Source organism: Streptomyces sp. 5K101, assembly GCF_046506645.1.
GTDB lineage: Bacteria > Actinomycetota > Actinomycetes > Streptomycetales > Streptomycetaceae > Streptomyces.
The window spans coordinates 223249-239481 of the sequence record NZ_JBKFFO010000006.1 but is presented as its reverse complement, the minus strand read 5'-3'; the positions used below and the strand labels follow the sequence as shown (position 1 = coordinate 239481).

Genomic DNA, 16233 nt, shown 5'->3' with positions numbered 1-16233 from the left:
GGCCTGCCGTCGCACTCTGTGCACCTCGGCAGGCCGCCTGCCGAAACCCAAGCAGTCACCCGACCCGTGGGCCGCCGGTGAGTCCGGCCGGCTCCCTCCGTCCGGACGGAGGGACCAAGGCCCACGGGTCGTCCGCGTTTGCGGCGTTCCCCGAAACGGCTCGGGCCCCTCCCGCTAGGGCGCGAGGCGTTCCACACGCCAGGCGCCGTCGGTGCGCACGTAGCGCAGGCGGTCGTGCAGCCGGTTCTCGTGGCCCTGCCAGAACTCGACCGCGTCCGGCACGACCCGGATGCCGCCCCAGTGCGCGGGGGCGGGAACCTGCTCGCCCTCGGGGTAGCGCGCGGCCAGCTCCTCGTAGCGGTGCAGCAGGTCGGCGCGCGAGGCGATCACCGACGACTGGTCGCTCGCCCAGGCTCCGAGCTGCGAGCCGTGCGGGCGGGTGCGGAAGTACGCGGCGGTCTCGTCGCGGCCGATGCGGGACGCGGTGCCGGTGACGACGATCTGGCGCTCGAGCGGGTGCCAGGGGAACAGCAGCGAGACGTACGGGTTGGCGTCGATCTCCCGGCCCTTGCGGGAGTCGTAGTTCGTGAAGAACACGAAGCCCCGCTCGTCGTACTGCTTGAGCAGCACCGTCCGCGAGGAGGGCCGGCCGTCGGGCGTGGCCGTCGAGAGGATCATGGCGTTGGGCTCGAGCAGCGCCGCCGCCGCGGCCTCGGCGAACCAGCGGGAGAACTGCTCCATGGGCCCGGTGGCCAGTGCCGACTCGTTCAGCGGCGTGGAGCGGTACTGCTCGCGCATCACGGCGGGGTCCGGGACGACGAGCCCGGTCTCGGCCGGGTCCGGCACGGGCAGGCCGGAGACGGTCACGTCCGGTGTGACGTGATCCGGGCCGGAGCGGCGCGGGCCGGCGGCATCGTGGGCGGCGTGGTCGGTCACGGGAACATCCTGCCGCAGGCCCCAGTTTGCCCGGCACGGAGTGCCGCCAATCCTCCCTGGGCGAATCGGGGCAGTGTGCCGGATGTCACGCTTCCCCGCATCGGACGGACCGGCCAAAATCTTGGCTCGGGACACTGTGACCTCCCGACAGCAGGGGATATCGTGCCTGCCTCCCGGCCGTTGGATGACCACCGGCCGCACGGGGCATCACCGGGGTGACCGCCCCCGCCGTCCACACGGCACCCGCACCACCCGTGCACACCATGTCGTACGCATCTCGAGGAGCCGCCTGATGTCCGACTTCGTACCTGGACTCGAAGGAGTCGTCGCGTTCGAGACGGAGATCGCCGAACCGGACAAGGAGGGCGGCTCGCTCCGCTACCGGGGCGTCGACATCGAAGACCTGGTCGGGCACGTCTCCTTCGGTAATGTGTGGGGCCTGCTCGTCGACGGCGCCTTCAACCCCGGTCTGCCGCCGGCCGAGCCGTTCCCGATCCCGGTGCACTCGGGTGACATCCGCGTCGACGTCCAGTCCGCGCTCGCGATGCTCGCCCCGGTGTGGGGCCTCAAACCGCTCCTCGACATCGACGAGGCGCAGGCCCGCGACGACCTGGCCCGCGCCGCCGTGATGGCGCTGTCGTACGTGGCCCAGTCGGCGCGCGGCCAGGGCCTGCCGATGGTGCCGCAGCGCGAGATCGACAAGGCCGAGTCGGTCGTCGAGCGCTTCATGATCCGCTGGCGCGGCGAGCCGGACCCCAAGCACGTGAAGGCGGTCGACGCGTACTGGACCTCCGCCGCCGAGCACGGCATGAACGCCTCGACGTTCACCGCCCGCGTCATCGCCTCCACCGGCGCGGACGTGGCCGCGGCCCTGTCCGGCGCCGTGGGCGCGATGTCGGGACCGCTGCACGGCGGTGCGCCGTCCCGCGTGCTCGGCATGATCGAGGAGATCGAGCGCACCGGCGACGCGGGCGCGTACGTCCGGCAGGCCCTCGACAAGGGCGAGCGTCTGATGGGCTTCGGCCACCGCGTCTACCGGGCCGAGGACCCGCGGGCGCGCGTGCTGCGCCGTACCGCGAAGGAACTGGGCGCGCCGCGCTTCGAGGTGGCGGAGGCGCTGGAGAAGGCGGCCCTGGAGGAGCTGCACAACCGCCGTCCCGACCGGGTGCTGGCGACGAACGTCGAGTTCTGGGCGGCGATCATGCTGGACTTCGCCGAGGTCCCGGCGCACATGTTCACGTCGATGTTCACCTGCGCCCGTACGGCGGGCTGGTCGGCGCACATCCTGGAGCAGAAGCGCACGGGCCGCCTGGTGCGCCCGTCGGCGCGCTACGTGGGCCCGGGCGCGCGCAGCCCGCGCGAGATCCCGGGGTACGAGGACATCGCGGGCTGACCGCCGATCATTCGGCGGACGGGGTGCACGTGACGCGTCGCGCGCACCCCGGGGTGCTCAAAGGCCTATGAGGTGCACCCGGCCGTCGCAGAGGCGGGACATGTCGTCGACGTCGGAGGTGAGCATCACGACCGGTCCCGGCTGGCGCAGCGCCATCTCGGCGACGGTGGCGTCGATGGCGTACTTGCGGCCGTGCAGGCCGGTGCCCCTGAGGAGGCGGGCGGCGGCGCGGGCGGACTGTTCGGTGACGGGCTCGACCGTCACCCGCGACAGCAGCCACTGAAGCCGAGGAAGGCTCACTCCGTCATGCATCACCTCGACGATGGTGTTGGCACAGACGACGAGTCTCGCTTCTACGTTGTAGAAGTGCTGGATCTTCGCCGTGACCTTGCGGTCCTGCGTGATCCAGGCCGACAGCCCCTCGGAGTCCAGGACGACGGTGTTGATGCGGTTGGTCACGCTGCCCTCGCCGAGTTTCCCGCGCCGAGCGCCCGGTCGATCTCCGCGCGCGCCTCAGCCATCTCCTCCTCGGTGAAGGCGCCGTGCTCCTCCTGATAACGCTGCAGTTCTTCACCCAGCAACACGTGCCTTATCCGGCGGTCGACCGCCTCGGCCACGAAGGCGGACACGTTGTCCGTGAGCTTCTTCAGCTCCTCCACGTGCTCCGTGGGGAGCGTCACCGTGATACGCGTGGTCTCAGCCATGTGGTCAACCTACCCCATGAATGCATACTCACAGTATGCAGATGCGTTTCACCCCAGCCCCTCCTCCACCAGCGCCGCCCACTGCGCCACCACCCGCCTGCGCCGGGCCGCGTCGTCGGTGAGGAGGTTGGCGAGGCCGAGGCCGCGGGCCATGTCCAGCAGGCCCTGGACCGTCTCGCGCACGCCGGGGCGCGACTCGTCGGCGTCCAGCAGGCGGACCGCGATGCGGTGGGTCTCGCGGCCGACCCTCGCCTCCAGCTCGGTCACGCGCGGGCGCAGCTGCTCCTCGTTGGAGGCGGCCACCCACAGCTGGAGCGCGGCCCGGAACAGCGGGCCCGTGTACAGGTCGACCAGGGCCGCGACGACCGACGCCCGGTCCTGTACGGGCAGGTCCCGCAGTGCCTGCGAGCGTTCCTCGGCGACGTACTCGACGGCCGCCGTGAACAGGTCCTCGCGCGTCGGGAAGTGGTGCTGCGCCGCGCCGCGGGAGACCCCGGCGCGCTCGGCGACCACCGACACGGTCGAGCCGGCCCAGCCGACCTCGGCCAGGCAGGCCACGGCGGCCTCCAGCAGCCGCTGCCGGGTCGCCCGGCTGCGGTCCTGCTTCGGGGCCTTCGCCGCCGGGGGTGGCGTCACAACACCCATGCGGGATCCCGTCGTTCGAGAAAGGCTGTCATCCCCTCACGCGCCTCGGGCGACGCGAAGAGCGACGCCGAACGCTGGACCAGGTCTTCCGCGTCCCGGTCGAAGGTTTCCAGCACCTTAGCCGTGACCAGCCGCTTGGACGCGGCCAGCCCCTGCGGCGAGGCCCTGCGCAGCCCCTCGACCAGCGGCGCGAGCGCCTCGTCGACATCGGCGGCGGCGAGCGTGAGCAGCCCGGTCCGGGCGGCCTCGGCGGCGTCGAACCGCTCCCCGGTGAGGTAGTAGCGCTCGGCGGCCCGGGCGTCCATCCGGGGCAGCAGCGGCAGCGAGATCATCGCGGGCGCGACCCCGATCCGCACCTCGGTGAACGCGAAGTCCGACGCGTGGGTCGCGGCCGCGATGTCGCACGCCCCGACCAGACCCAGTCCGCCCGCCCGTACGTGGCCCGCGATCCGCGCCACGACCGGTTTGGGCAGCGTCACGATCTGCCGCAGCAGGGCGACGAACGCGTACGGGCTCGGCGGTGCCTTCAGATCGGCGCCCGCGCTGAACGTGGTGCCGGTGTGCGTGAGCACCACGGCCCGTACGGTGTCGTCGTCACCGCACCGGGCCAGCGCCTCGGTCAGCTCGCCGACCAGCCGCGCGGACAGCGCGTTGCGGCTGTCCGGGTCGTCCAGCGTCAGGGTGGTGATGCCGCGGTCGTGGCCGGTGCGGATCGTCATGCGGTTCTCCTACTCCTCGACGATGCGGTTCTCGCGGTCCCTGAGCTCACGCCGGAGGATCTTCCCCGACGCGGCGCGCGGGATGCCGGTGACGAACTCGACGCGGCGCACCTTCTTGTAGGGCGCGACGCGCTCGGCGACGAACGCGACGACCTCGTCCTCGGTCAGCCGCTCTGCATCCGGCTGCCGTACGACGTACGCCTTCGGGACCTCGTTGCCGTCCTCGTCCAGGACGCCGATCACGGCCGCGTCCGCGACGGCCTCGTGGGTGAGCAGCAGCGCCTCCAGCTCGGCGGGGGCGACCTGGAAGCCCTTGTACTTGATCAGTTCCTTGACGCGGTCGACGACGAACAGCCAGCCGTCCTCGTCGACGCGCCCGACGTCGCCGGTGTGCACCCAGCCGTCGGCGTCGATCATCGCGGCGGTCGCCTCGGGCCGGCCGAGGTAGCCCTTCATCACCTGGGGGCCGCGGATGGCGATCTCGCCCGCCTCGCCGGCGCCCGCGTCCTCGCCGGAGCCGTCGAGGGCGAGAATCCGCATCTCGGTGTTCGGCAGGAGCAGCCCCACGGCGCCGGGCGGAGGGTTGTGCGCGGCGAGCGGCACGACGTGGGTGCCCGGGGAGAGTTCGGTCATCCCGTACGCCTGCCGCACCGGCGGCAGGCCGAGGCGGCGCGAACAGGCCTCGCCGAGCCGGGCGTCCAGCGGGGCGGCCGCGCTGACGATGTACTGGAGGGACGACAGGTCGTACTTCGCGACGGCCGGGTGCTTGGCGAGCGCGAGGACGATCGGCGGGGCGACGTACAGGCCGTTGATGCGGTGTTCCTGGATCGCCGACAGGAACGGGTCCAGCTCGAAGCGCGACAGCACGACGACGGTCGCGCCCTGTCGCAGCGGGGCGTTCATCAGGGCGGTCAGCCCGTAGATGTGGAAGAAGGGCAGGACGGCGAGCATGCGGTCGCCGGGGCCCATGGGGATGAAGGGCTCCAGCTGGGACAGGTTGGTGGCGATGGACCGGTGCGTGAGCATCACGCCCTTGGGCACGCCGGTCGTGCCCGACGAGTACGGCAGGGCCGCGACGTCCTCGGACGGGTCGATCGCCACCTGGGGCTCGGGCGCGGTGGAGCCGGCCATGTCGAGGACGCTCACGTGCCCGTCGGCGCGGTCGCAGACGAAGATCTCCTCGATCCCGGGCGCGAGTTCGGCGGCGCGGCGGGCGACCTCCAGCAGCGGGGAGACGGTGACGATCCAGCGGGCGGAGGAGTCGCGCAGCTGCTTCGCGAACTCCTCCGCCGTGGACAGCGGATGGACGGTGGTCACCGACGCGCCGGCCCGCGTCGCCCCGTAGAACACCGCCGGGTACGCAACGGTGTTGGGGCTGTGCAAGGCCAGCACGTCGCCCTTGACGACGCCGGCGTCGGCGAGGGCCGCGGCGACTCTGCGGTGGAGCAGGTCGAGTTGCCGGTAGGTGACGGTGGCGCCGTTCGCCCCGTCGACGAGGGCGACCGTGTCGCCGTACTCGGCGGCGCGGCCCAGTACCGCCTCGTGGATGGGTTCGACGACGGCCGGGACATCTGCGTAGCTGCTGCGGAACACCATGACGGCCCCCTCGGCGGGTGGGTACGGACGGCCAGGATGTCGCCTGTCAGTACGACTTGGGGAGACCCAGGGACTGGTGGGACACGTAGTTGAGGATCATCTCGCGGCTGACCGGGGCGATACGGGCCACCCGGGACGCGGTGACCAGCTTCGCGAGACCGTACTCGCGGGTGAGCCCGTTGCCGCCGAGGGTGTGCACGGCCTGGTCGACCGCCCTCACGCACGCCTCGCCGGCCGCGTACTTGGCCATGTTGGCCGCCTCCCCGGCACCGGCGTCGTCGCCCGCGTCGTACAGGGCGGCGGCCTTCTGCATCATCAACCGGGCGAGCTCCAGCTCGATGTGGGCCTGGGCGAGAGGGTGGGCGATGGCCTGGTGGGCGCCGATGGGGTCCTTCCAGACCTGGCGCTCCTTGGCGTAGTCGACGGCCTTGGCGAGGGCGTAGCGGCCCATGCCGATGGCGAAGGCGGCGGTCATGATGCGCTCGGGATTGAGCCCGGCGAACAGCTGGAGCAGGCCCGCGTCCTCGTCGCCGACGAGCGCGTTCGCGGGCAGGCGTACGTCGTCGAGCACGAGCTCGAACTGCTTCTCCTGCGCGTGCAGTTCCATGTCGATGGCCGAGCGGTGGAAGCCCTCGGCGTCGCGGGGGACGATGAACAGGCAGGGCTTCAGCCTTCCCGTGCGGGCGTCCTCGGTGCGCCCGACGATCAGGGTGGCGTCCGCGATGTCGACGCCGGAGACGAAGACCTTGCGGCCGGTCAGCGACCAGCCGTCGGCGGTGCGGCGGGCGGTAGTGGTGATGCGGTGGGAGTTGGATCCGGCGTCGGGCTCGGTGATGCCGAACGCCATGCTCAGGCTGCCGTCGGCGAGACCGGGCAGCCAGGTGCGCTTCTGCTCGTCGGTGCCGAACCGGGCGATGACGGTGGCGCAGATCGCGGGCGAGACGATCATCATGAGCAGCGGGCAGCCGGCCGCGCCGGACTCCTCGAGCACGATGGACAGTTCGCTGATGCCGCCGCCTCCGCCGCCGTACTCCTCGGGGAGGTTCACGCCGACGTAGCCGAGCTTGCCGGCCTCGGCCCACAGTGCGGCGCGGTTGTAGGACCGGCCGTGCCGCCTGCCGAGGGCGGCGACGGCGGCACGCAGGTCCCGGTGGTCCTGGCTCTCCATGACGGTCATGACGCGATGTCCTCCTGGGCTTCCGGTACTTCCTGTACGACGGCGAGCAGGGTGCCGACCTCGACCTGGCGGCCGGGGTGGGCGTGGAGCGCGGTGAGCGTGCCGGAGGCGGGCGAGACGATCCTGTGCTCCATCTTCATGGCCTCCAGCCAGACGAGCGGCTGTCCCTGGACGACCCGGGCGCCCTCGTGGACGCCGTCCCCGACGCGCACGACGGTCCCGGGCATGGGAGCGAGGAGCGAGCCGGGCTCGGCCCGGGCGGTGGGGTCGGTGAACCGGGGGTGCGCGGTGAGGGTGTGGGCGCCGGCGGGACTGTCGACGTACACGCTGTCGCCGTGAACGGCGACGTCGTAGGCGCGTACGACCCCGTCGGTCTCCAGCCGCACGCGGGACTCGGTCGCCTCGACGGCGCGTACGCCGGGGGTGCCGGGCAGTTCGTAGCCCCCGTCGCGGGTGGGCCGGTAGCGGACCTCGTGGCCGTTGTAGGTCTTGACCTGGTCCTGGGAGGGGAGGTTGCGCCAGGCGCCGCCGAACCGGCCCCGGCGGGCGGCGGCGTCCGCGAGCGCCGCCGCGACGGCGGCGTGCGCCTCGCCGGGCCGGGGGCCGGTGAGTTCGCGGAGGCGGCGCTCGTAGAACCCGGTGTCGAAGCACGCCTCGGCGAAGTCGGGGTGCTCCAACGACCGCACCAGCAGGTCACGGTTGGTGACGGGCCCGTGCAGCCGGGCCCGCCGCAGGGCATGCGCGAGCCTGCGAACCGCCTCGGCGCGGGTGGGTGCCCAGGCGACGACCTTCGCGATGAGCGGGTCGTAGTGCACGCCGATGGCGTCACCGTCGGCGTACCCATTGTCCACCCGCACCCACGGCGCGGCCGGGGCGGCGGGGGCGTAGCCCGCCGGCCCCTCGGGGCGGACAGGGCCCCCGCCGGCGTGCGGCACGGACCCGCCCGGGGCCAGGGAGGCCCCGCCCTCCGGGCGAGGCGCCGGGGTGCCGGAGGCGGGAGGCGTCCCGCCCTCCGCGCCCAGCGCCGAACCGCCCGAGGCGAGGGCGCGGCCTGTCGGCCCCTCGGGCCGGGAAGCGCCCCCGCCGTGGTGCGGCTCCGACCCGCCGGGGACCACGGAGGCCCCACCTGCCGCGCGCAGCGCCGAACCGCCGGAGGCGGGAGGCGCACCGCCCCACGGGCGCACCCCCACGGCCCCCGGTGCGAGCGCGGCCCCAGCGCCCGCGGTCAAGGGCGGGTGGGTGGGGACGCTCAGTTCGTGCAGCACGCCCGTCTGGGGGGTCCAGCCGGACGCCGGGTCCTCCGCGTACAGGCGGGCCTCCACCGCGTGGCCCGTGGCCCGCGGCGGGTCCGGCGGCAGGGCCGCCCCCTCCGCCACGGCCAGCTGCATCGCCACCAGGTCGATGCCGAACACGGCCTCGGTGACCGGGTGTTCCACCTGCAGACGCGTGTTCATCTCCAGGAAGTGGGCCCGGCCGTCCCGGCCCACCAGGAACTCGACCGTGCCCGCGCCCGTGTAGCCCACGGCCCGCGCCGCCCGCACGGCCTGCGCGTGCAGCGCGTCCACGAGGTCGCCCGGCAGTCCCGGCGCCGGGGACTCCTCGATCACCTTCTGGTGGCGGCGCTGCAGCGAGCAGTCCCGCGTGCCCAGCGCCCACACCGTGCCGTGCGTGTCGGCGAGGATCTGGACCTCCACATGGCGGCCGTCCTCCACGTACGGCTCGACGAACACCTCGCCGTCGCCGAACGCGGACGCCGCCTCCGAGCTCGCCGCCTCCAGTTCGCCCGGCAGCGCGGCCAGCGAGCGGACGATCCGCATCCCCCGGCCCCCGCCGCCCGCCGCCGCCTTCACCAGGACCGGAAGGTCGGCCTCGGTGAGCGTACGGGCGTCCAGGGGCGCGAGGCCCATGAGTTCCTTGGCCCGCGTCTTCGACGCCATCGCCTCGATCGCCTCGGGAGGCGGGCCGATCCAGATCAGGCCGGCGTCCAGCACGGCGCGCGCGAAGCCCGCGTTCTCGGACAGGAATCCGTACCCCGGGTGCACCGCGTCCGCGCCGGCCGCCAGCGCCGCCTTCACGATCAGCTCGCCGCGCAGGTACGTCTCCGCGGGCGCGGCGCCCGGCAGCCGTACCGCCGCGTCCGCCTCCCGCACGTGCAGGGCCGAGGCGTCGGGGTCGGAGTGGACCGCGACCGTCGCGATCCCGAGGTCACGGCAGGTGTGGAAGACGCGGCAGGCGATCTCACCGCGGTTCGCGACCAGGACAGAAGCAATCACGGAAGGGTCCTCACATCCGGAAGACGCCGAAGCCGCTGCGGGCGCCTTCGACCGGTGCCGTGTGGATCGCGGACAGGCACAGGCCGAGCACCGTCCGCGTGTCGCGGGGGTCGATGACCCCGTCGTCGTAGAGCCGCCCCGACAGGAACGCGGGCAGCGACTCGGCCTCGATCTGCTGCTCGACCATCGCCCGCAGCCCGGCGTCCGCCTCCTCGTCGTACGGCCGCCCCTTCGCCGCCGCCGACGCGCGGGCCACGATCGACAGCACGCCGGCGAGCTGCTGCGGGCCCATCACCGCCGACTTGGCGCTCGGCCACGCGAACAGGAACCTCGGGTCGTACGCCCGCCCGCACATGCCGTAGTGCCCGGCTCCGTACGACGCGCCCATCAGCACCGACAGGTGCGGGACACGGGAGTTGGACACCGCGTTGATCATCATCGCGCCGTGCTTGATGATGCCGCCCTGCTCGTACTCCTTGCCGACCATGTAGCCGGTGGTGTTGTGCAGGAAGACCAGTGGGATGTCGCGCTGGTTGGCGAGCTGGATGAACTGGGCCGCCTTCTGCGACTCGGCGCTGAACAGCACGCCCTGCGCGTTGGCGAGGACGCCGACCGGATAGCCGTGCAGGCTCGCCCAGCCCGTGGTGAGCGAGGGCCCGTACAGCGGCTTGAACTCGTCGAAGTCCGAGCCGTCCACGATCCGGGCGATGACCTCCCGCGGGTCGAACGGCGTCTTCAGGTCCTCCGGCACGATGCCGAGCAGCTCGTCGGCCGCGTACTTCGGCTGCTCGGCCGGAAGGGGATCCGCGTGCGCCTTGCGCCAGTTGAGGCGGGCGACGATCCGCCGTGCCTGACGCAGCGCGTCCTGCTCGTCGAGCGCGTAGTGGTCCGCGAGACCGGAGGTCCGCGCGTGCATCTCCGCGCCGCCCAGCGACTCGTCGTCGCTCTCCTCGCCAGTCGCCATCTTCACCAGCGGCGGCCCGCCGAGGAAGACCTTCGACCGCTCCTTGATCATCACGGTGTGGTCGGACATGCCGGGGACGTACGCCCCGCCGGCCGTCGAGTTGCCGAACACGACCGCGATCGTCGGGATCCCGGCCGCCGAGAGCCGGGTGATGTCACGGAACAGCGCCCCGCCGGGGATGAAGATCTCCTTCTGGGACGGCAGGTCCGCGCCCCCCGACTCGACGAGCGCGATGCACGGCAGCCGGTTGGCGTACGCGATCTCGTTGGCGCGCAGGGCCTTCTTCAGCGTCCACGGGTTGGACGCGCCGCCGCGCACCGTCGGGTCGTTGGCGGTGATCAGGCACTCGACGCCCTCGACGACACCGATGCCGGTGACGATCGACGCGCCCACGGGACAGTCGCTGCCCCACGCGGCAAGCGGCGAGAGCTCCAGGAAGGGGGTGTCGGGGTCGAGCAGCAGCTCGATCCGCTCGCGCGCGAGCAGTTTGCCCCGTGCGCGATGCCGGGCGACGTACTTCTCGCCGCCGCCCGCCAGCGCCTTGGCGTGCTCCGCCTCCAGGTCGGCGAGACGGTCGAGCATCGCCTCGCGGCGGGCGGCGTATTCGGGGCCCGTCACATCGAGGGCCGAGCCGAGGACGGTCACAACAAAGCCTCCGGGATGTCGGCGTAGCGGGCGCGCAGCCACTCGCCCAGCGCCTTGGCCTGCGGGTCGAAACGGGCCTGCGCGGCGACGCCTTGGCCGAGGATTCCCTCGACGACGAAGTTCAGGGCGCGCAGGTTGGGCAGCACGTGCCGGGCGACGGCGAGCCCGGCGGTCTCCGGGAGCAGGGTCCGCAGCCGCTCGGTGGTCAGTTCGTGGGCGAGCCAGCGCCAGGCGTCGTCGGTGCGGGCCCAGACGCCGATGTTGGCGTCGCCGCCCTTGTCGCCGCTGCGGGCGCCCATGACGAGACCGAGAGGGGCGCGACGGGTCGGGCCGGGCGGCAGGGGCTCGGGCAGCGCGGGGCCGGTGTCGGCGGGGTCGGGGGCGTGCGCGGGCGGGGCGTCGGCGGGGTCGGGTACGGGCGCGGGTGCGGCGTCGGGGGTCACCGCGGCCGTGCCCGGCGGCGCCCCCAACTCGACGCGCTCGCCGTCCGGCAGCACGGCGGTGTGCGGGACCGAGGCGGCCGGGACGTACGCCGCGTCGAACACCCCGTACGGCGCGCCCTTGCCCGGCGGGGCCGTCACGTGGAAGCCGGGGTAGCTGCCGAGCGCGAGCTCGACCGCGGCGCTGCTCACCGCGCGCCCGACACGTTCCGCGTCCGGGTCGCGCACGACGAGCCGGAGATAGGCGCTGGCGCGCTCCTCGGTGTCGGCGTCGGCCGCGTCGGTGCGGGCCAGCTCCCAGCGCACCTCGGCGGGCCGCTGTGCGCCGAGCGCGTCCTCCAACTGGTCCTGCACGAGGCGGGCCTTGGCCTCGACGTCGAGCCCGGTCAGCACGAACACGACCTCGTTGCGCCAGCCGCCGATGCGGTTGAGGCCGACCTTGAGCGTGGGCGGCGGGGCCTCGCCGCGCACGCCCGAGATCCGCACCCGGTCCGGGCCGTCCTGCGTCAGGCGTACGGTGTCGAGCCGGGCGGTCACGTCCGGTCCGGCGTACCGCGCGCCGCCCGTCTCGTACAGCAACTGCGCGGTGACGGTGCCGACGTCGACCAGGCCGCCGGTGCCGTCGTGCTTGGTGATGACGCAGGTGCCGTCGGCGTGGATCTCGGCGAGGGGGAAGCCGGGGCGGCGGACGGTGTTGCCGGCTTCGGCGAAGAAGGCGTAGTTGCCGCCGGTGGCCTGGGTGCCGCATTCGAGGACGTGCCCGGCGACGACCGCGCCGGCGAGCCTGTCGTGATCCTCGGGTCCCCAGCCGAAGTGCGCGGCGGCGGGGCCGGTGACGAGGGCCGCGTCGGTGACGCGGCCGGTGACGACGACGTCCGCGCCCGCGCGCAGGCAGGCGGTGATGCCGGTGCCGCCGAGGTAGGCGTTGGCGGTCAGCGCGCCGGGGAAGCGGGCGGAGAGGTCGTCGCCCTCGACGTGGGCGACGCGGACGGGGACGCCGACGCGTGCGGCGAGTGCGCGGACGGCGTCGGCGAGTGCGGCGGGGTAGAGGCCGCCGGCGTTGGTGACGACGCGGACGCCGCGCTCGTGGGCGAGTCCGAGGGTGTCCTCCAACTGCCTCAGGAAGGTCTTGGCGTAGCCGAGGCGGGGGTCCTTGAGGCGGTCGCGGCCGAGGATGAGCATGGTCAGCTCGGCGAGGTAGTCCCCGGTGAGCACGTCGAGGGGCCCGCCGGTGAGCATCTCGCGCACGGCGTCGAACCGGTCTCCGTAGAACCCGGAGGCGTTCCCGACCCGCAACGGCCCGGCGGCGGGTGCGCCCGCCCGGCCGGTCATCCCTGCCCGCCGTCGACGTGACCGGTGCCCTCGGCCTCCCGGCGGTCGTCCAGGGCGGCCGCGTCGTCCGTACGGCCCGGAGCCGCACCCTGTTCGCGACCGGCTGACGGGCCGACGTCGGCCTTATTCGGGGCCGCACCGGCCTCGCGACCGGCGGACGAGCCGCCGACGGCCGTACGGTCCCGGACGGCGCTCCCGCTGCCTGCGTCGTGCCGAGCGGCAGCAGCCGCGTGCTGCGCGGACCCACGCCCACCAGCCTCCCCGCCCGCACCGCGGGCCTCGCGGCCCTTGCCCGGGGGGCCCGCGAAGGCCTGGGCGAGGTCGAGCCAGCGGTCCGCGTCCGGGCCCGTCGCCCGCAGCGACAGGTCCGCGCGGTGCGCCCGCTGCGTGACCAGGAGGCAGAAGTCCAGCGCCGGGCCGGTCACCCGCTGGGCCGCGTCCTCGGGGCCGTGGGCCCACAGTTCGCCGCCGGGTCCGGTCAGTTCGACGCGGAACGGCTCGGCCGGCGGGGTCAGCCCGTGCACCCCGTACGCGAAGTCCCGCGTCCGCACGCCGAGGCGCACGATCTGCGCGAGCCGCGTCGTCGGTTTCCGTACGACGCCGAGCGCGTCGGCGACGTCCTGACCGTGCGCCCACGTCTCCATCAGGCGCGCGGTCGCCATCGTGGCGGCGCTCATCGGGGGCCCGTACCAGGGGAACCGGGCACCGGCCGGGGCCTCGCGCAGGGCGGTCAGCAGCCGTTCGCGGCCCTCGCGCCACCGGTCCATCAGGTCGAGGGGCGGCAGCGCCGCCCCTTCGGCCGCGCCCTCGTCGACGAAGGAGCGCGGCGGGGCGAGCGCCTTGGCGACCTCCACGGCGAAGGAGTCCGGATCGGTGACCGCCGTCAGCGCGGCCCGGTCGGTCCAGGCGAGGTGGGCGATCTGGTGGGCGACGCTCCAGCCCTCGGCGGGGGTCGCCGTGGCCCACGCGCCGGGGGCCGACGGGGCGACCAGCCGGTCGAGTTCATCGCTCTCGTCGCGCAGGTCGTCGAACACGGCAGTCGGATCGGACACGTAACGCTCCCAGTGGGCACGACGGTTCGTGCCCCGGAGCATGGCAGCGTTCCAGAAAACAAGCAAGCATGCTTGCTTTGAATTTCAGCCTGCGGTGCGGCCCTTTCCGGCCGCCTGCGTCCGTACCGCCCCCATGCTCGCCGCGACGACCAGCGCGATCGCCGCCACCTCGGCCGGCGAAAGGGCTTGGTCCAGGACGAGGAAGCCGGCCGTCGCCGCAATCGCCGGCTCCAGGCTCATCAGCACGGCGAACGTCGCCGCCGGCAGCCGGCGCAGCGCAAGCAGTTCGAGGGTGTACGGCAGGACCGACGACATCAGGGCCACCGCGAGGCCGAGTCCCAGCGTGGACGGCACCACCAGCTTCGCCCCGGCCTCCATCAGGCCCAGCGGCAGACTGAGCAGGGCGCCCACGGCCATCGCCAGGGCGAGCCCGTCCGCCTGCGGGAAACGCCGCCCGGTGCGGGCGCTGAAGACGATGTACGCCGCCCACATCGCGCCCGCCCCCAGGGCGAACAGCGCGCCCACGGGGTCGAGCCGGTCGAAACCGCCGCCGCTCAGCAGGAACACGCCCGCGAGCGCGAGCCCCGCCCACAGCAGGTTGACGAGCCGGCGCGAGGCGATCACGGACATGACGAGCGGGCCGAGCACCTCCAGGGTGACGGCGGCGCCGAGCGGGATGCGGTGGGCGGCCTGGTAGAAGAGGACGTTCATCGCGGCCATCGCGGCCCCGAAGGCGAGGACGGTGCTCCAGTCGGCGCGCGAGTGCCCGCGCAGGCGCGGCCGGCACACGAGGAGCAGTACGAGGGCGGCGAGCACGAGCCGCAGCGTGACCACGCCGAGCGGGCCCGTACGCGGCATCAGCATCACGGCGATCGCCGCGCCGAACTGCACGGACAGCGCGCCCGCCACGACGAGCGACACGGGTCCGAGCGACCGCCGCGGGCGCGGCGACGGCCCCGCCGACGCATCAGCCCGGTCCGCGGGTCCGACGCCCTCGGGCAGGACGACGACGGCGCCGGCCGCGCCGTGGGCGCCCGACGACCGCGCCGTACGGTGGTCCGTCGTACGGCGACCCGCACCCACCGAGCCGGCCCCGCCGGCCGAACGACCCGGAGCCGAACCGCCCTGCGCGTCCCCCGCTGACCCCCTGCGCGCGGCGGCCCTGGCGATCGCCGCGCCCGCGCCCGCGAACGTGCGCCCTCGACCGGACCGCGATTCGTTCACCGCCCCACCTCCCTGCTCACCTCGACCCGCTGCCACCCCCACCACGCTACGGATCCGGAACGCCCCTGGTGAAATGCCGTTCTCGCTGCGGTTATGCTCCGTACGTATGAGCATCGAGCTGCGTCACCTCCGCTGCTTCCTCGCCATTGCCGAGGAGTCGAGCGTGACCAGGGCCGCCGCCCGGCTGAACCTCACCCAGCCCAGCGTCTCCCGCTCGCTCGCCGCGCTGGAGAGGCATCTCGGCACCCGGCTCGTCGACCGCTCCACGCACCACCTCGCGCTGACCGCCGAGGGGCGGGCGTTCCGCGACAAGGCGGCCGCCGCCGTCGCCGCGTTCGACGAGGCCCTCGACGCGGGCCGGCTGCTCCGCACACCGCTGCGGCTCGGCCACGCCTGGGCCGCGCTCGGCCCGTACACCACGCCGCTGCTGCGCCGCTGGGGCCGCGAGCAGCCGGAGACACCGCTCGAACTGCTGCGCGTCGACGACCGTACGGCCGGGCTGACCAGCGGCCGGGTCGACGCCGCCGTGCTGCGCGGGCCGGTCGACACGCCGGGCCTGGTCACGGCGTTGCTCTTCACCGAGGCGCGCGTCGCCGCGGTCACGGCGGACGGCCTGCTGGCGGAGCGCGCCGCGCTCACCCTCGCCGACCTGGCCACCGGGCCCGTCGTGCTCAACACCGTCTCCGGCATGACGACGCCCGACCTGTGGCCGCCCGACGCCCGGCCCGCCGACACGCTCACCGTCGGCAACACCGACGATTGGCTGACCGCGATCGCGGCGGGCCGCGCTGCGGGTGTCTCGGCCGCCTCCACCGCCGAGCTGCACACCCACCCGGGCGTCGCCTACCGCCCCCTGACCGATGCGCCACCGGTCCCGGTCCTGCTCGCCTGGCGCGCAACGTCACCGCACCCGGCGGTGCGCGCCCTGCTGGCCCTGACCCGCCAGGTGGTGACAACGGGGCCCCACTGACCGGCCCGGCGCGGGCCCGGCACAGCCGGACCGCATCCGTCGTGTCGGGGGCGGCCGCACGCCGGTTGCCGTGGTCCGCCCCCTGGCCTCCATCGCCCAGCGGGGCGATTGCACGCCACCAGGGCCGACGGCTCCGCCCGCCAGGCCCCGCGGGCCGGGAGCC

The 16233-nt window shown here is 74.0% G+C and carries 13 protein-coding genes and 1 pseudogene; 2 read left to right on the top strand and 12 right to left on the bottom strand.

Annotated features, from left to right (window positions below; all coding sequences use genetic code 11):
- Positions 1-174: 174 nt before the first annotated feature.
- The gene (gene pdxH, locus ACLB9X_RS14720; protein ID WP_410360901.1) at positions 175-798 is read right to left on the bottom strand and encodes a pyridoxamine 5'-phosphate oxidase; all 624 of its coding nucleotides are present in this window, start codon (positions 796-798) and stop codon (positions 175-177) included.
- Between the two features lie 430 nt (positions 799-1228).
- Here pdxH and ACLB9X_RS14715 point away from each other — a divergent pair, with 430 nt between their 5' ends.
- A complete protein-coding gene (locus ACLB9X_RS14715; RefSeq protein WP_410360788.1) occupies positions 1229-2329 on the top strand; it encodes a citrate synthase 2 in 1101 nt (366 codons plus the stop codon).
- 57 nt (positions 2330-2386) lie between these two features.
- On the opposite strand, the gene ACLB9X_RS14710 is transcribed toward ACLB9X_RS14715, so the two are convergent.
- From ACLB9X_RS14710 to ACLB9X_RS14660, 11 genes and pseudogenes are all read right to left on the bottom strand, one after another.
- The gene (locus tag ACLB9X_RS14710; RefSeq protein ID WP_410360787.1) at positions 2387-2788 is read right to left on the bottom strand and encodes a DNA-binding protein; all 402 of its coding nucleotides are present in this window, start codon (positions 2786-2788) and stop codon (positions 2387-2389) included.
- Complete coding sequence (locus tag ACLB9X_RS14705) at positions 2785-3033, bottom strand: hypothetical protein (RefSeq protein WP_410360786.1); 249 nt, start codon at positions 3031-3033, stop codon at positions 2785-2787. The genes ACLB9X_RS14710 and ACLB9X_RS14705 overlap by 4 nt, the downstream gene beginning before the upstream one ends.
- Positions 3034-3081: 48 nt before the next feature.
- Entirely contained in the window at positions 3082-3678 is a 597-nt protein-coding gene (locus ACLB9X_RS14700; RefSeq protein ID WP_410360785.1) for a TetR/AcrR family transcriptional regulator, read from the bottom strand.
- Positions 3666-4397, bottom strand: coding sequence for an enoyl-CoA hydratase family protein (locus ACLB9X_RS14695; RefSeq protein ID WP_410360784.1), 732 nt, complete (start codon positions 4395-4397; stop codon positions 3666-3668). Before ACLB9X_RS14695 ends, ACLB9X_RS14700 begins: the two co-directional genes overlap by 13 nt.
- 9 nt (positions 4398-4406) lie before the next feature.
- On the bottom strand, positions 4407-5993 hold the full coding sequence (locus tag ACLB9X_RS14690; protein ID WP_410360783.1) for a 4-coumarate--CoA ligase family protein: 1587 nt from the start codon (positions 5991-5993) through the stop codon (positions 4407-4409).
- 46 nt (positions 5994-6039) lie between these two features.
- Positions 6040-7170, bottom strand: a complete 1131-nt coding sequence (locus ACLB9X_RS14685) for an acyl-CoA dehydrogenase family protein (RefSeq protein ID WP_410360782.1) — start codon at positions 7168-7170, stop codon at positions 6040-6042.
- Positions 7167-9443 carry a biotin carboxylase N-terminal domain-containing protein gene (locus tag ACLB9X_RS14680; RefSeq protein WP_410360781.1) on the bottom strand — a complete coding sequence of 759 codons (2277 nt, stop codon included), beginning with the start codon at positions 9441-9443 and terminating at the stop codon, positions 7167-7169. The genes ACLB9X_RS14685 and ACLB9X_RS14680 overlap by 4 nt, the downstream gene beginning before the upstream one ends.
- A gap of 10 nt (positions 9444-9453) precedes the next feature.
- Positions 9454-11052 carry an acyl-CoA carboxylase subunit beta gene (locus tag ACLB9X_RS14675; RefSeq protein ID WP_410360780.1) on the bottom strand — a complete coding sequence of 533 codons (1599 nt, stop codon included), beginning with the start codon at positions 11050-11052 and terminating at the stop codon, positions 9454-9456.
- Positions 11049-12824 carry an acyclic terpene utilization AtuA family protein gene (locus ACLB9X_RS14670; protein WP_410360779.1) on the bottom strand — a complete coding sequence of 592 codons (1776 nt, stop codon included), beginning with the start codon at positions 12822-12824 and terminating at the stop codon, positions 11049-11051. Before ACLB9X_RS14670 ends, ACLB9X_RS14675 begins: the two co-directional genes overlap by 4 nt.
- A gap of 263 nt (positions 12825-13087) precedes the next feature.
- Positions 13088-13876: pseudogene (locus tag ACLB9X_RS14665) on the bottom strand (TIGR03084 family metal-binding protein); the annotation flags it as partial.
- An 84-nt stretch (positions 13877-13960) separates the two neighbouring features.
- Entirely contained in the window at positions 13961-14878 is a 918-nt protein-coding gene (locus ACLB9X_RS14660) for an EamA family transporter (RefSeq protein WP_410360900.1), read from the bottom strand.
- A 328-nt stretch (positions 14879-15206) separates the two neighbouring features.
- Between ACLB9X_RS14660 and ACLB9X_RS14655 the strand changes: the two genes are divergently transcribed.
- Positions 15207-16070: a LysR family transcriptional regulator gene (locus tag ACLB9X_RS14655; RefSeq protein WP_410360778.1), complete on the top strand. Its 864-nt coding sequence runs from the start codon at positions 15207-15209 to the stop codon at positions 16068-16070.
- Positions 16071-16233 lie beyond the last annotated feature (163 nt).